Raw genomic sequence first — 24,247 nt, 5'->3', positions numbered from 1 at the left:
ATAAATAGCCGTGAGATACAAAGAAATAGAAATAATAGAAGGGGAACCTATCGGTTCCCCATAAAGTGCTCCATGAAATGCTGATACAGCAGAACGGCCTGTTCCACCTCCGCCAGGGCGACGGATTCATTTTCACGATGAGCCAAAGCCAGTTCACCGGGACCGACGATTAAACAGGGACAGCCGGACCGGCGGAGTTTTGTGCCATCGGTGGTCCCGGGAAAGGTCCGATGTTCAACGGGAAGTCCCAGTTCCCGGCAGGAATGCTCGAACTGAACCAGGAAGGGATCGGTTGGACTGGTGGTCCAGGGTTCCCGTTCATCCTCACGGATGATCTCACAGATCATGGCGGGATATCTGGATTTCAGCCGTTCCACAATCCGGTCTGCTTCCTCCCAGATCCCGGTGGGAGAGTATCCCAGGGCCAGTCGGGCATCAATCCCGAGCCGGCATTGATCGGGCACGACACTGGGTTCGACCCCGGCCTGAATGGACAGAGCCTGCCAGAAGGTGCGGTCGGATCCGTCGCCGGGTTCCTGGGGGAACCGGACTTCTTTCATTTCCCGGATGAACTCATAGGCCAGGTCAATGGCATTGAGACTGCTCCCCGGATCCGAGCCATGACCGGTCTGACCCTGAAACTGCAGGGTGCCGAAGGTTCGGCCCCGGCTGGAGGAGCAGATGGCCAGCCCGGTCGGTTCACAGACAATCACTCCGGCCGGGGTGCCGATCAGTCCGGCCTGAACCATAGCGGCGGAGCCCCGCATCCGGTCTTCCTCATCGATGGTGGCGCCCAGGAGAATATCGTGGGGCGGCCGGATGCCGGATGCCTTCAGAGCGGACAGGGCAGCCAGGGCTGCCGCCAGACCGGCTTTCATGTCGGTCGCGCCCCGCCCGTAGAGCCGGCCGTTTCGGATCATGGCCTGGTAGGGATCACTGTGCCAGCGGTGTCGTTCTGCCGGGCTGACCGGGACAACGTCCATGTGGCCGGTGAAAATCAGGGGGTGGGGATCATCGCCCTCCAGGCGGGCAACGAGATTGCATCGTCCGGGGAGCACTTCCTGGCGGATGAATGGAATGTCGCGGTCGGTCAGATACTGCTCCATCCAGTCACTGACTGCCGCTTCTTCACCCGGTGGGTTTTCGCTCCTTCGCTCGACCAGATCCTTCAGCATCCCTGAAACCTGACTCATGATTATTTCCTTTCGGTCCATGACCTTTTTATTGCTCATTCATAGATTCTTAATCATTATACAGGATAATAATATCATAAGCCGAGCACGAGAAATCATGACCTGTGACCAAGTTTCATGAATTCGCCGCGAACCCCGGCCATCGCATCCCCAGAGGAGGAATCAGTATGAAGAAAACGATTCGAATTCTGATCGCAACGGCGCTGACAGCGCTGACCTTCACGGCCTGTTCCGGAGGCACGACGGGCACCGCCGCAGCATCCGGCACCACAACACCATCGACCCTTCTGCCAGCCACATCCGCGCCTGCCACCATGCCCCCCGTCACCACGGCCATAGTCACCACCCCTGCGACTCAGCCGGCTACCGTTCCTTCCACCACCTCTGCCTCCGGTACAGGCAGCGGACCGGTTTCCACCGCCTTCCTGAAATCGGCAGCCTGGATGTCGTCCCTTGACAGTTACCGTATGACCACCACGTCCACCACCCAGGTCATGGGACAGACCACCAAATCGACATCCGTCATGGATTTCTTCCCGAAAGAGAGCAAATACAAGATGGTTTCCGAGGCCGCCGGTGTGAAGGTGGAATCGTACATGGTGGATCAGAAAGTCTATTCTAAGATGCCAGATGGTTCCTGGTCGTACATCAAGATTGACACCGAAGAGATTCCACCGGAAGAATCCCTTAAGCAGATCAGTGAAATTGAATTCCAGGATATGTTTGTCTTTGAATCCACGGCGGATGGCTACCGCCTCAAGACCCGGCGGCCGCTGACGATGGATGAACTGACCAAGCTGGGAACGCCCGGATCGGACAGTTCCGTGCCTGAGGGAATGGAAGACCTGGAGGATCTGGAGATCAGCTACGAGATGGAAATGCTTCTGGATCAGGAATACCGCAACACGGAAACCTACATGACAATGAAAATGAAGATGGCTGAAATGAGCATCGATGCCGACATCAAGATGGTTTATTCAGACTTTAACCAGGTACCGGATTTCGAACTGCCCAGCGCAGCAAAAGATGCCAAGGAAATGACGATCCCGGCACCTTAGCATCGAGGGCTCTTTGCCGGATGCAGAGAGCCTCTTTTGAACTGATTTCCCCCAAGAGGGAAGTCTGCCCAGCCGGATGCAGGGAGCAGGAATGAAAAAAGCCAAGGAAAGAAGGAAAGAAAAAGGTCGGAAAAGAAGCCAGGAAAGAAACTGAGAAAAAGACCGGAAAAAAACCCGGGAGCAGTCAGCCGTTGACATTCTACCGGACCTTTGATGATGAAATAGTCCGGCTGGATCCCGAACGGTCAGGACAGGAGCCGCCCACTTCCGGCGTCCGGCTGTCCTATGACCCGATCCCCGTGATTCCCGGGTTTTATACTCTGATCGATGCTTTTGAAAAAGCCCGGACCAGGCAGTCCCGGGCGACGACAGACCAGGACAGGATACAGTCCCGGTTGGGTTCACCCAAAGAACCGGCGGTGAAAGAGGCCGGAACCGATGAAGCACCGGGCGGAACACCCGGAGCAGGGGAACCCAAAGTGAAACGGAAGGCTCGTACATTGTCTGTCCGACCAAAGCCGGCCGAATCAAATCGGGACATTCTGACGATGGATCATCTGATGGAAGAAGTCGCTTCAACGGAGTCCAGTCTCCCGGTAAGCACCGCTCAGATGGAGGAGGAAAGGCTGCAGACCCTGGACCTGCTGGACCAGACGCTGGACTTTGTTCTCCCGGAATCCCCGGATCGAAAAAAGCCGAAGTCGAAGGATCGCAGGAAACCAAAGTCAAAGGATTCGATGAGGTCCAATTCAAAGGATCCGATGAAACCCCATTCAAAGGATCAGTAGAAACGAACGAAGTAACGTTTGCCTGATCCAATCCCGAATGGGCCGAAGCGATTTTCTTTGAGAGACCTCTGATCTGAGAAGATTTTTCTTCGGAACAAAGACGTGGCTGATCAAGGAATGCGCAGCCGATGTGAAAAAAGTTTCGGTTGAAATTTTCTGGCAATGAGCCGGGGTGGGCTGGTGTCACAGTTTCAGAGGAATCTCAGACTGTTTTCCGGAGATATTGGGAGTCCGGTCGCTATTGACACGGGTTCTTCCAGCGATTAAAATGACAGGGAAAGCTTTAAATCAGTCCCGTGAGGCTGAAAAGAGAACCCATTCGAATACCATTGGTGTGTCGTTATGACCTCTTTTTACCCGCGGGTAAAAAGAGGTCTTTTTGATTGCAAATCATGAATTTAAATTTCACAGGGAGGAAATAATCATGAAACACTTAACCACCTTAAAGGAACTGGAAATCTCGGAAATCATGCATCTTCTGGATCGCGCGGAGGATTTCAAAAAGGGGGAGACAAAGACCTATGCCAACATGGTGTTTGCCAACCTGTTCTTCGAACCGTCCACCAGAACCCAGAACTCATTCATTATGGCCGAAAAGAAGATGGGCATCCAGGATATCAATCTGAATCCGGAAGCCTCCTCGATCAAGAAAGGTGAAACCCTGTATGATACGGTGAAGACCTTTGAAGCCATCGGCGTCAATGGAGTCGTCATCCGCGCCACGGAAGAGAAATACTACGAACAGCTGGTCGGCAAGATCAATATCCCCATCATGAACGGGGGCGACGGTGCCGGTGACCATCCGACCCAGTCCCTGCTTGATCTGCTCACCATCCGCCAGGAATTCGGCAAGCTGGAAGGCTTGAAAGTTCTGATTCTCGGCGACATCCGCTTCTCGCGGGTTGCGAAAACCAATATTGAAATCATGCGCCGCCTCGGCATGGACGTGTTCATCTGTGCTCCGGAACCGCTGAAGGATCCGGCGTACGACTACATCGACTGTGATGACGCCTTCGGCAAGGTGGATGTGGTGATGCTGCTGCGGGTTCAGCATGAGCGCCATGAGCACCGCATGAATATGACTCAGGAAGAATATCTGGCAAACTATGGTCTGAGCAAGGCCCGCTACGCGGAAATGAAAGACCATGCCATCATCATGCATCCGGCTCCGTTCAACCGCGGCTGGGAAATCGATACGGATCTGGTGGAAAGCCCGAAATCCCGGATCTTCAAGCAAATGGATAATGGAGTTTACGCCCGGATGGCAGTCATCGAACGGGCGCTGGACCGGGCATGATTCTACTCACGAACGCAAAAATGATCCGCCGCGATAATGAACTTATTTCGGCGGACCTTTTCCTGCAGTCAGGGAAAATCAGCCGGATTGCCTCCCAGATCGGGCCGGAGGCAGGCTGGAAGGTGATTGACTGCAACGGCATGCTGGTCACCCCGGGCTTCATTGACCCTCACGTCCATCTGAGGGAGCCCGGTTTTCCCGATAAGGAAACGATCCGGACGGGCAGCCGGGCCGCTGTTAAGGGCGGGTATACCACCGTGTTTGCCATGCCTAATGTCTCGCCCTGTCCGGACACGCCCCAGCGCATGGCGGACATGGTGCTTCGGGCCCAGGATGCTCCGCTGGATGTCCGGTTCTACGCCCCCCTGTCGGCCGGCGAGAAGGGGGAGGAACTGACCGATTTTCAGGCATTGAAGGAAGCGGGCGCGGTGGCTCTGTCTGATGACGGCAAAGGGTTGCAGCATAACGGCCTGATGCGTCAGGCGATGCAGCTGGCCAGGGCACAGGATCTGGTGATCGCTGCCCACTGCGAGGATGAAAGTCTGCTCAATGGCGGATACATTCATGACGGCCTCTATGCCCGTCAGCACAAGCACCGCGGAATCAGCCGCTCCGTCGAAGACGTCCAGGCTGCGCGGGATCTGCTCCTGGCCCATGAAACCGGAGCGCGCTACCACATCTGCCATATGTCCACCCATCGCGTGGTGGATTTGCTGGAGCTGGCCCAGAGCTGGGGCGCCCGCGTTTCCGGGGAGGTCAGTCCGCATCATCTGCTGCTGACCGATTCGGACCTGCGCGAAGATGGTCGGTACAAAATGAACCCGCCCCTGCGGGAAGAGATCGACCGGCTGCGACTGATCGAAGGGTTGAACACCGGCGTGATTCAGGTCATCGCCACCGATCACGCACCCCATACCAGCGAAGAAAAGAGCCGCGGCCTGGCCGGATCGCCCTTTGGCATCACGGGTCTGGAGACCGCCTTCCCCCTGCTTTATACCTACCTGGTCAAGCCGGGGTACATCACGCTGCAAACCCTGGTTGATGCCATGACCAAAGGCCCCAGACAGGTCTTTGGCCTGGAGGCCGGGGAACTGGCTGAAGGAGCTCCGGCGGACCTGACGCTGACCGATCTGCGGGACGAGTACGTCATTCACGCCGCGGACCATGAAAGCAAGGGCCGCAATACACCCTTTGACGGCTGGCGGGTAAAAAGCCGCGTTGACACCGTCATCAAATCCGGACGGATTATTCTTCAGGGCGGAACGATCCTGGATTAGCATATCGAATACGAAAGGAAACCACTGCATGAAACAAATCCAATGGGATCTTGCGATCCTTTCCCACGAGGGCATTGCCCGGGATACCTTCCGGCTGAAGCTGGCCGCTCCGATGCTGGAGGAAATGCCGAAGCCCGGCACTTTTTTCAATCTGACAGTCCCCGATCAGCGCTTCCTGCTCAAACGGCCCATTTCGGTGTTTGCCGTCGACCATGCCCGTAAAGAGATCTCCTTTATCTACAAGATTATGGGAGAAGGCACCAAAGCCCTGTCCGACCTCCGCGCCGGAGATACCATCCGGGTCATCGGACCTCTGGGCAACGGGTTTCCGATTCAGGATGACGCGCACAAAGTCCTCCTGATTGGCGGCGGGGTTGGCGTTCCACCCCTGTATGAACTGGGCTGCCGGCTGAAGGAAGCGGGCAAGGAAGTCATCACCGTCCTGGGCTTCCGGGATCAGAGTTCTGTATTCTGCGAAGCGGAATTCAGGAGTCTGGGACAGACCGTGATCTGCACCGATGACGGGTCCTACGGCTTTCACGGACTGGTTACCCAGGCCATCGAGGAACACGGCATTGAGTTTGACGTGTTATATGCCTGCGGCCCCCGGCTCATGCTGAAAGCCGTGGATCTGAAATACCGGGACCATAAAACCGGGTATCTTTCCTTTGAGGAACGCATGGCCTGCGGGATTGGCGCCTGCTACGGCTGCATGACCGAGACCAGGGAGGGACTCAAACGGGTCTGCAAGGACGGGCCGGTTTTCCGGCTGGGGGAGGCAGTGTATCATGATTGATCTGAGTGTCAGTTTACCGGGACTCTCGCTGAAGAATCCCGTGATGCCCGCTTCCGGCTGCTTCGGCTTTGGCCGGGAATTCGCCGAACTGTATGACCTGAGCCTGCTGGGCTCCATCATGATCAAGGCAGTCACAAGGGAACCACGCCGGGGTAATGCCATGCCCCGGATCGCGGAGACGCCCCAGGGCATGCTCAATGCCATCGGTCTGATGAATCCGGGCATCGATCATGTCGAAGAAGAACTCGCCTGGCTGGCGCAGTATGATCTGCCGATCATCAGCAACGTCGCCGGCAATACCGAAGAGGATTATCTGTATGTGGCAGATCGCATCTCGAAGGCTCCCAACGTGGGGGCATTGGAGATCAATATTTCCTGCCCCAATGTCAAACACGGCGGCATAGCCTTCGGTCAGGATCCCGAAGTCGCCGCCCGGCTGACCCGGAGAATCAAGTCCGTCTCGGACAAGCCGATCTATATGAAATTATCACCCAATGTGGCGGATATCAAAGTCATGGCCAAAGCGGTGGAGGAGGGCGGTGCCGACGGCATCACCATGATCAACACCATCACCGGCATGCGCCTTGATCTGAAAACCGGCCGGCCGGTCCTGGCCAATGCCACCGGCGGATTATCCGGTCCCGCCATCCGACCCGTTGCCATCCGCATGATCCACGAAGTGTACCGCACCGTGAAAATTCCCATCATCGGCATGGGCGGCATTACCTGTGCCGAAGACGTCCTGGAATTCCTTTATGCGGGAGCCAGTGCCGTGGCCATCGGAACCCAGAACTTCATCGATCCCTATGTCTGTCCCAACATCATCAATGCTCTGGGGGCGACCCTGGAGCAGTATGGCTTCCGCTCCGTCCGCGAAGCAGTCGGCTACAGCCACCGCATTTAGGCAGGGAGAGCTATACCACCCTCAGAACTTGATTATCCAACACCCAAATCTTGGGGAATTTACCATACAGAGATCTGCAAAAGATCCAGACAGCCACAGAAACGAAGGGAAACCGGCCAAGCAAATGGCCGGTGGGAACACCTGGGCCTTTCACTCTTTCCGGAGTGAGAAGCCCAGGTGTTTTTCAGCTGAACCATCAGAACCGAAAGGATCGCCGGAATTACCACAAACCTCAGTACCGGCAGTGCCGGTAGAACCGCCACTATCATCAGAACCGACAAAACAGTCAGAAACGACTGAAACAAACAGAACCTTAAAACCATCAGAACTGACTGAAACAAACCAACCACCAGAACTGACTGAAACAAACCAACCGCCTCAACCGGCACATTCAGGCCATCACAAAGTCAATGATGATGTGTTATGGAGGAGGATGGAAGCAGCTGGTAGAAGTCAGTTTTCTCAGCGTAAAAAGTCTCCGGCCGAAAGCCGGAGACCTTTTAGGTCAGGCAGGAGTCGCAATGCTGTGTCCTTGCCCTTGTTGTTGTTGCAATGCAGATTCAGTGGTTCGGTATTTACTCTGGAGAGACTCGGTTAGGAAAATCTCTTTTTCAGGACTCCGGCTCCGATCAGGGAGACCAATCCGGCGATGGCCAGAGGAGCAAATCCAATGTCGCCCGTCTTCGGGATTTCGCCGTTGTCATCCACTTCCTGAAGCTTGAAGTTGGAGGGGACCAGAACCTTGTCGATGACATGGACTACGCCATTACCGGCCTTGAGGTCAGGAGTGGTTACCTTACTGTCATTGACCATGACGCCATCGGTCAGATCGATCTTGATCTTTTCGCCGTTGATGGTGGCAGCTTCCATTCCATTGGTCAGATCGGTGCTCAGTACCTGTCCGGACACTACGTGGTAGAGGAGAACTTTGGCCAGATCAGGCTGGGCCAGCAGGTCGGAACTTGAAATGTTCAGTGCTGCAAGCAGGTCTTCGAAGGCTTTGTTGGTGGGCGCGAAGACCGTGAAGGGTCCGTCGCCTTTGAGGGTATCGACCAGTTCGGCTTTCTGAAGAGCAGCCACCAGGATGCTGAAGTTTTCATTGGACAGCGCGATGTCTACCACAGTTTCCGGAGTCTGGGGTTCCTGCTCCAGCTTGAAGCTTTCGGGGACTAGAACCGTATCAATTACGTGGATTACGCCGTTGGATGCTTCCAGATCAGGGGTTGCGACTGTGGATTCATTAATCTTGACTCCATCCGAGAGATCGACGGAGATTTCTTCGCCCTGGAGAGTTGCCGCTTTCATTCCATTGGAGAGGTCGGTGCTCATGACCTTGCCGGATACTACATGGTAGAGCAGGACCTCTTTAAGCTGCGGATGGCCCAGGAGATCCTCAGCCGATATTTTCAGTTCGCCCAGCAGTTTCTCAAAGGCTGCGTCGGTCGGGGCAAACACCGTGAAAGGTCCATCGCCCTGCAGGTCATCCACCAGTTCGGCTTTCTGAAGTGCAGCCACCAGGGTTTTAAAACTGTCATTGCCGCTGGCAATTTCAACGATGTTCTGATCGGCCGCGTAGACCGGAATTCCTACAAACAGCGAGAGGCTGACTGCCACATTAAGGATTCTTTTCAATATGTTCTTCATGATTGTTCCTCCATTTTTTACTTTTGATTTTTACTTTTGATTTTTCTTTGTTATCAGGATTTGGTTCTTGATGTCTGGGTTCATTCCATTTTGTTTTCATTCTCTCAGTTTGGTTTTGATTCGGCTGGTTTGGTTAATGATTTCTTTCGGGTTCATCGGGCACCTGAGATCCAGCAGTTGAAAACCATCCGGTTTTCTCTTGGGGTTGCTTTCTTGTTGAGAATTACTTTCAACTAGAATATAATCCGAATCCATCAAGGGTGCAGTATTTCTTTTTGAAATATTACAAAACGTGATAAATTGTTTTTTGCGGGTTTTTATTTCATTTAGTGATAAAATGAAAGCAAGGAAGAACCAGGTTCGATCCCGTGTGATCATCCGTTCCATATGGTTTCTATATTCACTGCACCCAAGACTGAACGATCGGTTCTGGGCTCCTGGTTGTTCCGGTGAATGAAAAATCAAGCATCACCAAGGGGTGAATCAAATGAACAGAACAAATATCCGGCGACTGCTCAACGCGGTCATGGCAGTCGGCCTGGTACTGCTGGCCACGGCCGGACTGGGCGTCTGGAACAACAATCTGACGCAGGCAGCTTACGATGAACTGGCTGACCGGCGAAAATTTGAATCAGATCAGAAAATTCCTCAAACCGAAGAAGTACTTTTAACTCCACCGGTACGAAATGATCCGCTCATGGAGGAGTCCGAGGGCATCCCTGAGCTTCCCCTGATTCCCAATCCCAACGATAAGTGGCTGGAGATCAATCCCGATTATGCCGGCTGGCTGACCGTCCCCGGCACAGCCATTGACTACCCTTATGTACGAAGCCGCGACAATGCAGACTATCTGATCATGGACTTTTACAGAAAGCCTGCGAAAGCTGGAACGGTGTTCATGGATTACCGAAATCTGGGAAATTTCAAGGATCGGCATCTGGTACTGTATGGTCACAATATGAAGAACGGAACCATGTTCCATGATCTGGTGCGATACCATGACCGGAAGTTCTTCGAATCCCATCGTGAGATTAGTGTTTCAGGACTTTACGAGACCAGACGATTCCGAATTTTTTCAGTCTATGAAATCACCGCCACCGATACCGTGATCCCGCTTCATTTTGAATCGGACCGCTCTCTTGAAGAGGAAGTGAAGCTCTGGCAGAAGCAGTCCATGCATCCTGAGGAGCAACCGGTAGAAGGCGGTTCCATCCTTTCTCTGGTCACCTGCAGCTACGGCATCGACAACGGACGAACCATCGTCCATGCCGTGGAAATCACTCAACCATAAAATGCCAGGTAACCCATAAGGTTATGCGAATACCTCGCCAACATGAGATAAATCGACGCTGACCAGGTTCCTCCGGCGCTTGGCCAAGGATGCGCTTCAAATGAACACTAGAAAATGCCCCCTTCGTGCTCATCAGTGACTTTCTTTGTCACTGATGAGCACGAAGGGGGCGTGTTTGTTATTGGGAATGGCAGTTATTCTCTTTTGAATTACCGCTTCTGAACGAAGATTAGATATTCGCCGTAGCCGGCTGCTTCCATCTCCGCCAGCGGGATAAACCGAAGGGCGGCGCCGTTGATGCAGTAGCGCAGTCCGCCGGAACTTATCGGACCATCTTCAAAGACGTGGCCCAGGTGGGAATCGCCGGCCTCGGACCGGACTTCCACCCGGTTCATGCCGTAGCTGTTGTCTTCCTCTTCCTTGACGGTGTCAGCGGTGATCGGCTTGGTGAAGGAAGGCCAGCCGCAGCCGGCATCGTATTTGTCATCGGAGGAGAACAGCGGCTGACCGGTGACGATGTCCACATAGATCCCCGGGGAAAATTCCTTGTCCAGTTCACTGGTGAAAGGCCGCTCGGTCGCTGCGTTCTGAGTCACATCAAAGGCCAGCTGGGACAGCTGCTGCTTCAGGGTGGACTGATCGGGCTTAGTGTAGCGAGAGACATCTGTCAGGGGCTCATCCGCCAGGCTCAGATCGATGTGGCAGTAACCCAGGGGATTGTTGCGCAGGTAATCCTGGTGATAGGCTTCTGCTGGATAGAAGCCGCTCAGAGGTTTGAGTTCCACCGCCAGAGGCTTGTCATATTTTTTGGCTTCTTCCGCCAGGAACTGCCGGGCAATGGCTTCCACATCCGCTGTTTCATAGTAGATGCCGGTACGGTACTGGGTGCCGACGTCGTTGCCCTGCTTGTTTACGCTGACCGGGTCAATGATCCGGAAGTAATAGGCGAGAAGCTCACCGACGCTGACCTGAGCGGGATCAAACGTAATCTGCACCGTTTCCGCATGCCCGGTCTGACTGATTTTTTCGTAGACCGGCTGATCTGTGGTCCCGTTGGCATAGCCGGAAATGACATCCCGAACGCCGTTGATTCGCTGGAAGTATTCCTCCACGCCCCAGAAACAGCCTCCGGCCAGATAGAGCGTCCGGTCAGTCGCTTTCTTCTCCACGGTGGTGGAGGCAGTGGAGGTTGTGGAAGGACCTGAAGTGGAACATCCGCCCACCAGGGCACAGAGGAGAACAGATACAATTTGCTTTATTTTCTTGACAGGTTTCATGGGTCTCACCTTTCTGCACAGACAGAGAAATAGAGTTGGTCGAAGAACCCGCAGGTTCAATGCATGCTTGCGTTCCGAAATCGAATAAAGGTTCCAGTTTGTTTTTTCTTGTACTGTAGATTACAGCAAATCGGCGATGTTGTCCATGGTTTTGCTGCCTTATCACAGGGTGTCATACTCCACGGTCTGCGCTGCAGGAAGGGCAGAATCTGTCAGGGGATGGGACTGTCGGAGATAGCCTGCCAACTACCCCATCTCTGATTGCACACGGGAGTTTGACACTTGCTCCAACTGAATGAACTTCGAAATGCCCTGATATCAAGGGTTTTTTTATTTTTTTGAGTCAAATTCGACCGTCTTTTTATTGCGTAATGTTTCGTAATGCGTTATGATATAAGGGGTGAGAAATTATGAGATTAAGCATTTCCAAATCCAAGAATGCCCAGTCCCTCTATGTCATCGATGATGTCACTGTGGGCAATAAAAGAACCTCCGTCGTTGTCGAATCCTTAGGTACCATTTCAGAACTCCAGGAAAAATTACAGGGTCAGGATCCCATTGTATGGGCAAAGGAGTACGTTCAGTCTCTGCGGGAAGCCAAGAAACTGGGTGAAGAAACGATAATCCAGAAATTCTCCAGTGCTAGGCAAATTCCCAAAAATGAGGTCAACAGCTTCCAGGGGGGATACCTTTTTCTCGAACAGATCTACCATCTGCTCGGACTGCATAAGATCGCTCAGTCCATTGCTCTGGAACATAAAATCGAATATAATCTCGACGCGATTCTTTCTCGATTGCTCTATACCCGAATTCTTAACCCTTCCTCAAAGCACTCATCCTATGAGTGCTCGAAACAATACCTGGAAGGGCCGGATTTTGAACTCCACCAAGTGTATCGTGCCCTGAGTCTTCTAGCTGCTCACAGCAGCGACATCGAAACTCAGGTCTATCGAAACAGCCTCAAGGCGGTGGATCGCAATACCAAGGTTCTCTACTATGACTGCACGAACTATTTCTTTGAAATCGAGCAGGAGGATGATCTGAGAAAGTATGGCCAATCAAAACAACATCAGCCCTCGCCCCTTGTCCAGATGGGACTTTTTATGGACGGCAGTGGCCTGCCGCTGGCTTTCTCCATCAACCCGGGGAATCAGAACGAGCAACCTACGCTCAAACCCTTAGAAAAGCGAATCATCAAAGACTTTGAGCTCTCGAAATTTATTGTATGCACGGATGCCGGCTTGGGTAGTATCAGCAATCGTAAATTTAATGCCATTCAGGACAGAGCCTATGTGGTAACCCAGTCCATCAAGCAGCTTAGGGACCATCTGAAAAGCTGGGCGCTGGATCCGAGCGGCTGGAGCCTCTCGGGCATAGATGCCAAGATCGATATCCGAAAGATCCATGACAGCCCCAGAAACAACCGGATCTACTTCAAGGAGCGCTGGATCAAGGAAAATGGATTGGAACAGCATCTGGTCGTGACCTATTCCCCCAAATACAAGCACTACCAAAAGAACATTCGGGACCAGCAGGTCTTGCGGGCTGAGAAGCTGGCCACTTCTCCTTCTAAGATGAATCGCAAACGGTCGAATGATCCTAAACGCTTCATTGAATCGACCCACTGCACATCGGAAGGAGAAGTGGCTGAAAAAGAACTCCTCCAAATCAATGCAGATAAGATTGCCGAAGAAGCCCGGTACGATGGTTTCTATGCGGTCTGCACGAATGTGGATGGTGAGGTTGAACAAATTCTGGCCATCAACAAACAGCGCTGGAGGATTGAGGCATGCTTCCGGACTCTGAAAAGCGAGTTCAAAGCGCGACCGGTCTACTTGCGGAATAAGGATCGGATTCATGCGCATTTCCTAACCTGTTTCCTGTCACTGCTGATCTTTCGGATCCTGGAGCTAAACTTGGGTGAAGAATACACGGAAAGTGAGATCATAAGCACATTGAGAGGAATGAGCTTTCGAAAATTGGGAAACAAGGGATATATTCCGGCTTACACCAGAACGGATCTGACAGACCAACTCCATGAAGTCGCTGGTATTCACACAGATCGGGAAATCATCAGCTCGAAAATGATGAGAAATATTTTTAAGCAAGTCAAAGAAGGCAAGAAATTACGCAAAAAAGACAAATAGAAAAACTCTGTAGAATGGCTTCTAAAGCCACTCTACAGAGTTTTTTGCTCAATTAAGTGTCAAAGACGAGATTACAGCAAATCGGCGATGTTGTCCATGGTTTTGCTGCCTTATCACAGGGTGTCATACTCCACGGTCTGCGCTGCAGGAAGGGCAGAATCTGTCAGGGGATGGGACTGTCGGAGATAGCCTGCCAACTACCCCATCTCTGATTGCACACTTGATAGGGCCGTTGATTAGGCCGTTGATAGGGCCGTTGATTGAGGTGTGACTATGACTTTACCTGTGACGATAACATGTCCATGATTGGGTGGAAGCGCAGTCATGGATTAGCGAATGGTTCGGTCGTTGATTCTCCTGTCAAATTCCCTTCAGACGGGGTGGATTCGACTCTGAAAGAAAAGGACAGGGGAATGCTCCAGAGGGAGCATGTTCCTGTCTTCACTGAAGGGGGCAGAACTTACTTCCCGATTTGATCCAGGCAGGCGTCCTTTTCCGAGAGAATCTCGATGGGTTGTCCTTTTTCCTTCAGTTCCAGTGCTTTTTTCACCTTGGTGCCGTAATTGCCGAAGCTCCACCGCTCATCGCCCAACGCGCCGACCAGCAGGACGTCGGTTTTTCGGGTGACGCCCTTGGAGATCGAAGCGCCCAGGTGCAGCAGCAGCTGTTCAATCTCGGTCCGGCTGCCCCGGCTGAATTCTCCGGTCAGGCAGACGGAACGCCCGTTCAAATCATTGGCCTGATCCAGGCAGGGCTGTGAGCCGGCGAGGGGATTCAGGAAGGAATCGATCAATTCCAGCAGAATGGCCTCTTCCTCAGGGTCCATTCGTCCATCCTGCAGGATGGAATCAACGGTCAGATGCAGAGCATCGAAGGGATAGCTGCCGCTTAAGTCTTCATTGGTCTGAATCCATCGGTTCAGATGGGACAGCTCCCTGGCTGTGATCACCCGGTCTGATCCGATGTCTGCCACGAGCTGCTTCATTTCCAGAATTTTTCGGGTCATTTGGGACAGGCGGGCAGCCGGCCATTTTCCGGTGGCCGGGTTGCGGCACATTCCGCGGTCATACCCGATCATCTGATCCCCGGGTTCATAGCGGTGAATAAAGCGATTCAGGCCGGACAGATCCTGGGTGAGGATCCGGAACAGCTCCAAGGTGGCGCGGGTATCACTCAGGGCATCGTGGTGCTGTTCCAGGTTGATGCTGAAGTAGCGGCAGCACTCCTTTAAGCCCTGACGGCATTCCGGCACCAGATTTCGGAGAAGCTCCACGGTATCGATAAAATAAAATGAGGGCGGTGTGAGGTGGTAATGGTAGAGGTTTTTCGTCAGAACCGACAGATCAAACCGGACGTTATGCCCGACAATGATCTGCTCCTGGAACAAGGGATGGATCTGATCCCAGACTTCCGGAAATTTGGGCTTGCCCGCAACCTGGGCAGGTCGGATTCCGTGAATCGAAATATTGCGGGGGTGAAAGGTATCCTCCGGATCCACCAGGAAATCCAGTTCGGTCCATCCGTCGGGGGGGATTGATGAGATTCATGGACTGCGGATGGCTTTCGCTGCGGATCTCCCGGTGATGTCAACCATTCCGGAAACGAGCTGCGGGTGACTCTCCCGGAAGAAATCGGCGGGGCATGAATGACGGCAATCTGACAAATCGAATCGTGGTAGAGACTGGGCGTCTCCACATCAAAAAAGCTGTAGCTGTTCAACACATCATCTCCTGACAGTTAGGGGGAAGGAAAGCGAAACGGACGGAGCCCGGTCCATCAGCTCTGGCAGTGTGGGCAAAAGTGAGTGCCTCGCCCGGCCACTCGGTTTTTTCGGATGGGGGTTCCACAGGTCCGGCAGGGCTCGCCGTCACGGCCGTAGACAAAGGCCTGATCCAGATAGTGGCCCCGGACTCCTTCGGCGCTGAGGTAGTTGCGCCGGGTGGAGCCGCCCAGCTCAATGGAGATCCGCAGGACTTTGCGCAGGGAGCGGTGGAGGCGGCGGATCTCCTGGTCACTCAGAGATTTCACCTTGCGGTCGGGCAGGATGCCGGCCAGGAACAGGGCTTCGTCACAGTAGATGTTGCCGATGCCGGCCAGCACCGTCTGGTTGAGCAGTGCAGCCTTGACGGTGGTCTCCCGGTGGCGGAGCAGCCGCTCCCTGAAATGGTCACCGGTGAAGCGCCGGCTCAGGGGTTCGGGTCCCAGACTGGCCAGAAACGGCTGAGCGGCCAGTTCCTCCTTCGTCAGGATCTTCACCCAGCCGAACTTGCGCTGATCGTTGAAGTACAGGGTGGTGCCGTCGGTGAAACGGATGACGACCCGCGTACTGCGGTCGGGAAAGGGGCTCTCTTCATCCGGCGGCTGCACCACCAGCTGGCCCGTCATCTTCAGGTGGACCAGCAGGGTCCGGCCATTGTCCAGATCCAGCAGGACAGCCTTACCCCGGCGGCGGACTCCGGTGACCGACCGGTTCAGGGCGGAATGGACGGCTGCTTCTGAATTGAAGAAGGACTTAGCCCAGTTCCAGTCGAAGGATTGGATGGTTTTATGCAGGATGAGCCGGTTGAGTCCGGTGACAATCGTTTGAATTTCGGGTAGTTCAGGCATGGTTCACCTCGTGCGGAAAGGGGAGTGACTGGGTCAGACGTTGCCCAGATGGACATGGGTCAGATACTTGCAGGCGATGGCTTCCAGGGTTTTCAGGGTTGCGATCGGGGTGGGCGGCTTATCCATCATTAAGTAAGCCGGGAAAAAGCGGGACAGATGCAGTGGGATCTCCTTGGAAAGCGAGGCCAGCCACTGGCATTCCTCTTTCATTTTCTCGGGTGAGTCATTTTCACCGGGAATCACCAGCGTGGTGACCTCCACATGGGAACGCTTGAAGGCTGCCGCAATGGATTGCTTCACGGGCTCCAGGCCTCCGCCCATCCGGTGGTAGAAGTCCTCCCGGAAGGCTTTCAGGTCAATGTTGAAGGCATCTACTACTTCCAGCAGCGCTTCCATGGTTTCAGGGGAGGTAAAGCCGTTGGTGACGACAACGTTGAGCAGACCGGCTTCATGGACCAGCCGGCCCGTGTCAATGATGAACTCGGGACAGATGGTTGGTTCGTTGTAAGTAAAGGCGACCCCCAGATTGCCCGAAGGGATCAGGCGGATGGCCTCATCAGCCAGTTCGCGCGGTGTGATCGGCGTTCCCTCCGGCTGGCGCAGGGTAGAGATGGTATAGTTCTGGCAGAAGGTACACCGCATATTGCAGCCATAGCTGCCATAGGAAAGAATGGTTTTTCCCGGGTGGAAATGGAGCAGCGGTTTTTTTTCGATGGGATCCAGGTGCAGGGCCGTAGCCAGGCCGTAGTTCAGAGGGAAGGAGCGGCCTTCCCGTTCCGTGCGGGCACCGCAGCGCCCGAAGCTGGTTTCGGTCAGCTTGCATTGATGCGGACAGACCGGACAGGTAATCATTGATACCTCACCACCTTAAATCGTTCCAGAGTAAAGGGCTCGTCCTCGCCGATGCCGGCTTTGGCTTTGGCGATGCGAACTTGTTCATCGGCCGTATCAATCCCGGCCAGATTCGGCAGCAGCAGTCCGCGGCGCCGTCCGCTGGTTGCAATGACGCCGTACGTCAGGGGATCGAGCTCGGCGAGGCCGGAGATTGGCTCCGCCGGTTCCAGCACATCGACGCTGCAGACGAGATCCGGCAGTTCATCCGCCTCAAGCGGGGAAAAGCGGGGATCAAAAAACGCAGCTTCCACAGCATTGCGCTTCACTTCCTCGATGATGGATTCCGTGGTGGGAGCAATGGTGCCGATGCAGCCGCGGAGCCTGCCATGCTTTTTCAAGGAAACGAACACCCCGGCCCGCTCCTTGGCAAACGCCTCAGGCAGGGACCGATCTGCCGGCGGATTCCTGTGCGCGCGGTGTCCCTCCAGCCGATCGCGGATCACCGACAAAGCCAGCTGCACCAGCGGGTGCGCATTTGTCCGCGCTTTTTGCACCTCCTGCTGTGACTGCTGCCGGTAGATTTCCAGGAATGCCCTGGATTCGTCCGGCCCCTGGGGGTGGAATGATACGACGCCATAGCCTACTCCGAAAGGTCCTTCATAGCTTAGTTTCCTGGCTTCCACTCTGGTTCGGTCCAGCGCTCCGGCCATAATGGCAAAGGAGCGGTGGCCGCATTCCCCGGCTTCTTCGCACAGATCCGGATCCATTCCCAGGATTCCGCCGAAATCTGCCCTGGCCAGCAGCGACATGATCTGCTCATCGTAGCGCGGCCCGCTGGGATGGAATCCGTAGGGGCCATCCGGCATCAGGCGGTGCGACAGATCGCCCGAGGCGACAAAGACGCAGCGTCGGTTCAGCGTGTCAGCCACCGCTTTCAGGTGTTGTCCCAGTTCATAGTGACGGGTCAGATCCAGTCCGGAGAGACCGATTCGGACGAGCCGAAAATCCTGATAAAGCTCCAGAATGAAGGAGAGGGGGACAAAGCTGGCGTGATCCAGCTCCGGATCTCGTTCCCCTTCCGTACCGCCGGGAAAACTCACTTTGGCCAGTGCCAGCGACAGTTCCCGGACAAATGTCGTGTCATAGGGCACCTCCAGCTGAACTCCGGGTGCGCCGAACCGGGACATGTCGCCCTTGGCCGCTTTTCCCGGCGCAATGTGGAAGTAATCCTGGTACATGGGCAGATGGGGACTGGTCAGAAGAATGGTATCCGGTGCCAGCTGAGCGATTTCTTTCGCTACGGTCCGGTACGCTTCAATGGTGGCAGCGATCCTCTTTTCTTCACCGCGTCCAACCTGCGGCAAAATCAGGGGCGGATGGGGAACGCAATAAGCAGCAAGTATCGACATGGTTCAACCCTCCTTGGGGATCCGGAGCAGTTGCAGCAAAACCGCAGGCGCAAGGACAGTCATGAAATGTTGAATGCCTGGCTGGTTGATTCTACGGCGCTGCTTCCTGCACGGTCCCATCTGATACCCCTAGTATAAGAAACTTTTGTGAACAGATCGTGACACAAAGACGGATCGATTTCCGGTGGAAGTTCCTCGCAGCAGCGTCTGCATCCCCTGCTGTTCCTGCAGACAGTAAGCCTGTGAAAAGCGCTCCCTATGATTCCATCCTCGGAGTCAGTGTCGTTCAAACAAAATTCAGACACCGGACCGGGAAAATTTCCTATACTATCCCTATAACCATGCAGCAAAAGGAGGGGTAATCCTTGAACGATCATCGGAAGCTCAATCAGAACCTGAATGCAAATTCAGAAGAGGCACACAGCATCAGTCAGAACCGGGAAAATACTCAGGTACCGGTTCCCGACCGCGAAACCGACCAGGAAGCACTCCATCTGGATATTATCCCGGGAGAGGGCGAACTGAACGAACAGCTTAAAGACAAACAGATTTTCGGTGTCTACCGCGATGAAGAAGGCACTGACCGGGCGATCCGACAGTTGAACAAGCTGGGCTATCGGGGAGCCGATATCTATGTCTACACTCAGAATGAAGAGTTGTCCCGACGTATTACGGAGGACTCCCAGAAAGATGTCAACATTCTGTCCTGCAGTGACGGATCCGACTTCGCCGGCGAAAGTTACCAGAAAGGGGATGTGGTTCTGTGCGTGCGCAAGGACGCCGAACGATTCGGTTCAACCGGTTCTGATCGAGAGGAAGCCGATACCACGGTGGAGGTTGCGCAAAAAGTAGCGCAGGATAAGCAGCGCGGTTAACGCAGGAATTTTGAACCGGAATCTCCGTCAGGAATCTCAGAGGAAATCTCGGGTTGGAATCTCCGGTGGGAATCTCCGGCAGAAATGAAACAGTCAGACAGGGTCAGGTTGAGACTTCACGCAGCCTGGCCCTCTGTCAGTTCGACATTATCAGATATTTCCATGTGCCGTACCCCCTTTAGGCCAGAGCAGACCGGACCTCATGGGGGTTCGTTGCACTCATCCGTACCATAAGGGCAGGATGCTTTTGATGAACAAATCGCAAACATTGATAAAAAACAATCCAGGCAGGTTTCATTTGTTAAAAAAAACTGTTAGTATTTCCGTAACAAGCATTCGGGGAAGCTGCCTGGATCGAACGGGCTGCGGATCCTGGTTAATCGGAGGATTGATGATGCATAACAGGAATTTTTTTAGAACGGGGATCGTTGTGGTCGGACTGGTCATTCTCTTTGCCCCGGTTTTGTTCTATGTAAGCAATCGCCGGGAGAATGACGCAGTCAGCCGGATTCAGGTGGAACAGGTTTTGAAAAACACCTGGAGTCAGTTGGAGCCTGCGGAGCAAATCGAAGCAATTGCCGGTTGGAGCGACGGTACTGTTGAGCTGATCCAAGCGAATGGCATAACCTCTGACCGTTATTACGTACCGGAGGAGTACCAGGGGCAGCAGGTTTATCTGGTGACTTTTCGGTCGGAGAATTACCAAATCACCGGCAACGTGGAAAAATTAGTTGATGCAGTTACCGGACAAATTGTCGGGTACAACCTTCGGGATTAGGCCTTGACGATATTTTTTAGGAGGCAGTTACGGACTGGTTTGATTCATCCCCATCCGGATCCAGGGATGACGGCAGCAGGACAGCCGACAACAGGCCATGCTGTCGCTAAGCGGCAGCTGTTTGGGAACCCGCGTACAGGAAACCAATCGAGAATGGCAGGTTGAAGGATTCTTCAACCTGCCATTTAATCTTGATGAATTTTCATGAGATTCAAGAGGAATACTCGCTTCCACTAATATTCGGACTGTCTGATTGGGACTGTCTGATTTGGACTTCAGCCGGGAATTGATCCACAGCCGTCGCTTCCCAGTATGTATGTTGGCGGATCAAGATCAACTGGGGAAAACCTTAAGAAATAGCACGACTTTTTGTCAGGGCCCGTTCGGAGGATTTGGAACCCATTCGAGGAAGGGACAGAACCTAAGGATTTTTCATAATTACTTGGAGACTCTCCACCAAGGCGGCATAGTCAATTGGATGATCGGATGCAAGTTTGTACATCCCGCTTTTTATATCCGCATCATTGCCGAAGGTGTTCAGTTCCACATGGCCATCCTCATAGAATCGGGCATTGCGTTTCATCAGATTTCCGTTCTTGTCTTTGCCGGTTACTGATAAAACAATGCTGGTTTGAGTTTCTGGTTTGCTCAGGTAAGTTCTTCGGAATCTATTTGCCAGAAACGAAGACAGGAAGGAACCGCGTTGGATTTCCGGGTGGGCATCCAAATCGATGGGTGATTCTTTCCCCTGGGCATCGATCAGCGTAACGGCATCAAATCGGCTGCCCCAGATAGTGGCAGAGAAATAGGCGGGCCGATAGAACAGAATGTAGATGGCACTGATCAATAGAACGCATCCAATAATAATTTTCAGTTTTGGTTTTTTCATGCTAAGCTGTCTCCTTATTTACCTTCTATGCGGAAATCGGCAGGATTGGAAAGTGACCGGATAATTCCACTTGGACATTGTCATGCCTGTTTATAAATAATAGTAGCATTATTTTATTAGGAAAGTAAAATTTAATTTTATAAAATTAAATAATAAATAATTGGCTATTATGAACTGATATTTAAATTATATACCTGAAATATAAGGATAATACCGGAATGAGTAGTTCGGAATAATTCATAAAAAAAACAGATGTATTTTGATGAATCGATTGATAAATGGGTGAAAGGGCATCTTCCAGAGAATTGATGGCAGAATAATCCTTCCCATTCATACGAAATCATTTATTATGATATTTCGAGGTTTCAAGCATGGATCAGTATTCTGCCAAACGGCAATCAGCGAATGATCCGGATCCTGAGAGCTTTGGCTGCCACTCTGCCCAGGGAGCATAGGGCCACCCCTGGCAAGCTTGGACTTGGAGGGCTCATGTCTGCCGGCTGAGCAGCACCCACCCTCCGAGGACGGAGGGGGTGCTTCCTGCGAATGGACGAAGAGATCCGGTGGGGCATTCATTCCGGAACACGAATCCCAGCGCTGAGCAGGTTTCGTTTCTGTCTCATCATGGCAAGACCCGATGATGGGAAGACAAAGAAAAGGCGAAGGGACATCCGGGTGGGATGTTCCTTCGCCTCTTTGGCTGGATCGATTGCCCTTCAGGGGAATCCTGAGGGAGTGGATTAACGGTTGGCTTCGTACTGGCGGAGCAGTTCGACAAACAGCTCCGGAACCTTCATCATGCCTTCGGGAGATTCCACGTAGGAGATGCGGAACTGAGTGGATCCAGGATTGGCTTCGCCGGCGGGAATGTCGTAGAAGCCCTTCATGGGTGCGCAAAGGAGGGTCGTGCTGACCCCATCCATATCCACTACACCTTCTCCGGCACAGAACAGGGTGAAGTCGATGGAATCAAATCCTGGCTTGACCACGTCCCGGACATCGATGACGCTGTAGATCGACGCGTCGGGGCTGGAGATAATCAGGCGGGGTTCGAGTTCCTTAAACCGGGCGGATACTCTCTTGATGGTATCGCCGTAGTAGTTGCGCAGGTCTCTGCACCAGTTGTTCAGCTCTTCCTTGCTCTGGTGAGCCAGGGCACCGAAAATATACTGTCCGATGGCGTTGGCACAAAGGTTGGCGGTATATTCAGCCTGGCAGCGGTTGGCGAATTCCGGGGAGTCGGTTACAATCGCGCCAATGCGCAGACCGCAGGCGTTCCAAACCTTGGAAGCCGTTTCGATTCCGATGCGGCGGCCTTCAATGCCCGGAACTTCCTTATCGGTGATTCCCCAGATGGAGACCAGTTCCGGATTGTCGACATAGAACAGTTCACGGTATGCTTCATCGCTGACCATCCACAGGTTGTACTTGACGCACAGTTCAGCCAGCGCCTTCATGGTTGTCATGTCATAGAGCTGACCGGTGGGATTGTCGTAAGGAATGACGAGAAGAGCGGCGGGCTTGCTTTCTTTGATCACCGCTTCTATTGTGGAAAGTTCCGGCAGGTCGAATTTCCCATCTACACTCATTTTCCGCTTGACGGTGACCGTCTTGCGGCCCAGGCGTTCAGCAAAGGAGATGTAGTTGGTATAAGCCGGGTCAATCATCATGAGGGGCTTTTCGCTGGATCCGGCCGGTCCGCAGACTCCGACAATCAGCAGTTCCATGGCGGTTGATCCGCCATCGGTCACCAGAACCTGAAGCTTGGAGGTATCAAACCCCTGGGATTTCAGGATGTTGATGAAAGCATCTTTGGTCTCGTCGAATCCGCCGGTGGCGGTGTAGCGGACGACTCCCTTGTTGAAGGGGCTGCCCGGGGCATCCAGATGGAACATCCGGTCCATCATGGCCGGATTGGTGGGCAGGGATACATTTCCGATGCCGACATTAATGACGGCTTCCGGCTTGACTTTTCGCTCGGCGTATTTCATTTGGGCCAGGCGAACATCGGATGGGGTTCTGGATTCAAAATGGGCAGACAATACTGGTTTACTCAATTTCAAGACCTCCCGGAAAAATTAATAAAAAGATAATTTGTTTCGTCGCTTCCATTATAGCGCATTTTTAACCCTTTACTCCTTTCTGAAGCGTATAATTTCGGCTTTTTCTTACCGATTTCATAAGTTTTGCCGAACTGAAAACGACCTGTTTTGAAAAAACGGCAACGGAGAAGTCGTGCGGCGAAAAATCCATGCAGTCGTCCAATCATGACGTTTTGGTGAATTGTCACTGGAATGTCACGGCGATTGGCTTGCGGTGGGTTAAAATATAGAGGAATAGCAAGGGAAGGAGCGGACAACGTGCTGAATCGACTGGGCGAAATATATGTGACACTGGCACCGGCGATCCTGGCCGGGGTTCTGAATATGATCTGGGTCCGGCTGCCCTGGGCCCTGTCCCTGGCCATCCCCATGGATCGGGGGATCATCCGGTCAGATGGATATCGTCTGCTGGGTGACCACAAAACCTGGAAGGGTTTTCTCGGCATGATCGGCCTGGGAGCCCTGAGCGCGCTGTTTTGGGGCGGACTGCTGCCATCCCTCGGTCTGGAGCAGTCAAACCTGCTCTATCGGATCCGATCCAATACTCCGGAGTGGAACCTGATCACTGGCGCACTGCTGGGACTGGGGTACGCTTTGGCCGAACTGCCCAACTCCTGGTTGAAGCGTCGGCTTGGCATCACCCCGGGAAAAGCTCCGGCCGGATCCTGGAAATGGTTCTTCGTTTTCTGGGACCAGGCTGACTCCGTTCTGGGAATCCTGATTGTACTCCGGTTCTTTTGGCCCATCGCGGGCGGGATATTTGTCCTGGCCCTCCTGGCCGGAAGCCTGACCCACCTCCTGCTGAATATGCTGCTGTATCTGTTGAAACTTCGTAAAAATATGTTCTGAGGAATGATTCGATCAGTTTGCAGTACAGGGAGAGTGGTAGAGACAGTTGACAGAGTCGGAGCCTGCAGAGACAGTCAAAAGAGACAGCAGCTGCAGAGACAGTCGGCCGAAACAGAGATCACAGAGATGGCGGCCGAGACAGAGACGACAGCGAGGGGGCAGCCGTGAGAGAACCGCCAGCCGGGAGAACCGACAGCGAACGATCAGAGAAGAAAGTCCGATTTGAAGCAAT

21 protein-coding genes are annotated in these 24,247 nt (G+C 53.4%); 11 read left to right on the top strand and 10 right to left on the bottom strand.

Going from position 1 to position 24,247, the window contains the following annotated elements:
* Positions 1 to 47 precede the first annotated feature (47 nt).
* Positions 48 to 1,232, bottom strand: a complete 1,185-nt coding sequence (locus tag P6M73_RS14680; protein ID WP_277853770.1) for a M20 family metallopeptidase — start codon at positions 1,230 to 1,232, stop codon at positions 48 to 50.
* Between the two features lie 128 nt (positions 1,233 to 1,360).
* On the opposite strand from P6M73_RS14680, the gene P6M73_RS14675 reads away from it, so the two are divergent.
* From P6M73_RS14675 to P6M73_RS14650, 6 genes are all read left to right on the top strand, one after another.
* Positions 1,361 to 2,251, top strand: coding sequence for a DUF6612 family protein (locus tag P6M73_RS14675; protein ID WP_277853769.1), 891 nt, complete (start codon positions 1,361 to 1,363; stop codon positions 2,249 to 2,251).
* 191 nt (positions 2,252 to 2,442) lie between these two features.
* Positions 2,443 to 3,039, top strand: a complete 597-nt coding sequence (locus P6M73_RS14670) for a hypothetical protein (protein WP_277853768.1) — start codon at positions 2,443 to 2,445, stop codon at positions 3,037 to 3,039.
* Positions 3,040 to 3,463: 424 nt separating this feature from the next.
* Positions 3,464 to 4,336, top strand: a complete 873-nt coding sequence (locus P6M73_RS14665; protein ID WP_277853767.1) for an aspartate carbamoyltransferase catalytic subunit — start codon at positions 3,464 to 3,466, stop codon at positions 4,334 to 4,336.
* Positions 4,333 to 5,613, top strand: a complete 1,281-nt coding sequence (locus P6M73_RS14660; protein WP_277853766.1) for a dihydroorotase — start codon at positions 4,333 to 4,335, stop codon at positions 5,611 to 5,613. The genes P6M73_RS14665 and P6M73_RS14660 overlap by 4 nt, the downstream gene beginning before the upstream one ends.
* A 28-nt stretch (positions 5,614 to 5,641) precedes the next feature.
* Positions 5,642 to 6,409, top strand: a complete 768-nt coding sequence (locus tag P6M73_RS14655; protein WP_277853765.1) for a dihydroorotate dehydrogenase electron transfer subunit — start codon at positions 5,642 to 5,644, stop codon at positions 6,407 to 6,409.
* Complete coding sequence (locus P6M73_RS14650; protein ID WP_277855791.1) at positions 6,405 to 7,313, top strand: dihydroorotate dehydrogenase; 909 nt, start codon at positions 6,405 to 6,407, stop codon at positions 7,311 to 7,313. Before P6M73_RS14655 ends, P6M73_RS14650 begins: the two co-directional genes overlap by 5 nt.
* A 594-nt stretch (positions 7,314 to 7,907) precedes the next feature.
* Here the strand turns inward: P6M73_RS14650 and P6M73_RS14645 are convergent.
* Together P6M73_RS14645 and P6M73_RS14640 are read right to left on the bottom strand one after the other, a co-directional pair.
* Positions 7,908 to 8,957 carry a fasciclin domain-containing protein gene (locus tag P6M73_RS14645; RefSeq protein ID WP_277853764.1) on the bottom strand — a complete coding sequence of 350 codons (1,050 nt, stop codon included), beginning with the start codon at positions 8,955 to 8,957 and terminating at the stop codon, positions 7,908 to 7,910.
* Between the two features lie 96 nt (positions 8,958 to 9,053).
* The gene (locus tag P6M73_RS14640; RefSeq protein ID WP_277853763.1) at positions 9,054 to 9,344 is read right to left on the bottom strand and encodes a hypothetical protein; all 291 of its coding nucleotides are present in this window, start codon (positions 9,342 to 9,344) and stop codon (positions 9,054 to 9,056) included.
* 100 nt (positions 9,345 to 9,444) lie between these two features.
* Here P6M73_RS14640 and srtB point away from each other — a divergent pair, with 100 nt between their 5' ends.
* Complete coding sequence (gene srtB / locus P6M73_RS14635) at positions 9,445 to 10,248, top strand: class B sortase (RefSeq protein WP_277853762.1); 804 nt, start codon at positions 9,445 to 9,447, stop codon at positions 10,246 to 10,248.
* 209 nt (positions 10,249 to 10,457) lie between these two features.
* On the opposite strand, the gene msrB is transcribed toward srtB, so the two are convergent.
* Positions 10,458 to 11,525, bottom strand: a complete 1,068-nt coding sequence (gene msrB / locus P6M73_RS14630; protein ID WP_277853761.1) for a peptide-methionine (R)-S-oxide reductase MsrB — start codon at positions 11,523 to 11,525, stop codon at positions 10,458 to 10,460.
* A 410-nt stretch (positions 11,526 to 11,935) separates the two neighbouring features.
* Between msrB and P6M73_RS14625 the strand changes: the two genes are divergently transcribed.
* Positions 11,936 to 13,672, top strand: a complete 1,737-nt coding sequence (locus P6M73_RS14625) for an IS1634 family transposase (RefSeq protein ID WP_277853760.1) — start codon at positions 11,936 to 11,938, stop codon at positions 13,670 to 13,672.
* Positions 13,673 to 14,132: 460 nt separating this feature from the next.
* Here P6M73_RS14625 and P6M73_RS14620 read toward each other — a convergent pair whose 3' ends face one another.
* From P6M73_RS14620 to amrA, 4 genes are all read right to left on the bottom strand, one after another.
* The gene (locus P6M73_RS14620) at positions 14,133 to 15,170 is read right to left on the bottom strand and encodes an exonuclease domain-containing protein (protein WP_277853759.1); all 1,038 of its coding nucleotides are present in this window, start codon (positions 15,168 to 15,170) and stop codon (positions 14,133 to 14,135) included.
* A gap of 278 nt (positions 15,171 to 15,448) precedes the next feature.
* Positions 15,449 to 16,279 carry a DNA-formamidopyrimidine glycosylase gene (gene mutM, locus P6M73_RS14615; RefSeq protein ID WP_277853758.1) on the bottom strand — a complete coding sequence of 277 codons (831 nt, stop codon included), beginning with the start codon at positions 16,277 to 16,279 and terminating at the stop codon, positions 15,449 to 15,451.
* Between the two features lie 33 nt (positions 16,280 to 16,312).
* Positions 16,313 to 17,131 carry an AmmeMemoRadiSam system radical SAM enzyme gene (amrS, locus tag P6M73_RS14610; RefSeq protein ID WP_277853757.1) on the bottom strand — a complete coding sequence of 273 codons (819 nt, stop codon included), beginning with the start codon at positions 17,129 to 17,131 and terminating at the stop codon, positions 16,313 to 16,315.
* Positions 17,128 to 18,522: an AmmeMemoRadiSam system protein A gene (gene amrA, locus P6M73_RS14605; protein ID WP_277853756.1), complete on the bottom strand. Its 1,395-nt coding sequence runs from the start codon at positions 18,520 to 18,522 to the stop codon at positions 17,128 to 17,130. The genes amrS and amrA overlap by 4 nt, the downstream gene beginning before the upstream one ends.
* A gap of 365 nt (positions 18,523 to 18,887) precedes the next feature.
* Between amrA and P6M73_RS14600 the strand changes: the two genes are divergently transcribed.
* On the top strand, positions 18,888 to 19,397 hold the full coding sequence (locus tag P6M73_RS14600; RefSeq protein WP_277853755.1) for a hypothetical protein: 510 nt from the start codon (positions 18,888 to 18,890) through the stop codon (positions 19,395 to 19,397).
* Between the two features lie 391 nt (positions 19,398 to 19,788).
* Positions 19,789 to 20,175: a hypothetical protein gene (locus tag P6M73_RS14595; protein ID WP_277853754.1), complete on the top strand. Its 387-nt coding sequence runs from the start codon at positions 19,789 to 19,791 to the stop codon at positions 20,173 to 20,175.
* Between the two features lie 421 nt (positions 20,176 to 20,596).
* Here the strand turns inward: P6M73_RS14595 and P6M73_RS14590 are convergent, their stop codons facing one another.
* Both P6M73_RS14590 and P6M73_RS14585 read right to left on the bottom strand, forming a co-directional pair.
* Positions 20,597 to 21,064 (bottom strand): hypothetical protein, encoded by a 468-nt coding sequence (locus P6M73_RS14590; RefSeq protein WP_277853753.1) that lies wholly within the window; start codon positions 21,062 to 21,064, stop codon positions 20,597 to 20,599.
* Between the two features lie 740 nt (positions 21,065 to 21,804).
* Positions 21,805 to 23,121 carry a pyridoxal phosphate-dependent aminotransferase gene (locus tag P6M73_RS14585; protein ID WP_277853752.1) on the bottom strand — a complete coding sequence of 439 codons (1,317 nt, stop codon included), beginning with the start codon at positions 23,119 to 23,121 and terminating at the stop codon, positions 21,805 to 21,807.
* A 303-nt stretch (positions 23,122 to 23,424) separates the two neighbouring features.
* On the opposite strand from P6M73_RS14585, the gene P6M73_RS14580 reads away from it, so the two are divergent.
* Entirely contained in the window at positions 23,425 to 24,015 is a 591-nt protein-coding gene (locus P6M73_RS14580; protein ID WP_277853751.1) for a CDP-archaeol synthase, read from the top strand.
* The last annotated feature ends 232 nt before the right edge of the window (positions 24,016 to 24,247 follow it).

Origin of the sequence: Anaerococcoides asporogena (assembly GCF_029590275.1) — a bacterium.
Taxonomy (GTDB): Bacteria; Bacillota; Clostridia; order Clostridiales; family Clostridiaceae; genus JG1575.
Note: the sequence above shows the minus strand (reverse complement) of the source record. Positions and strands in the feature narration are given on the sequence as shown.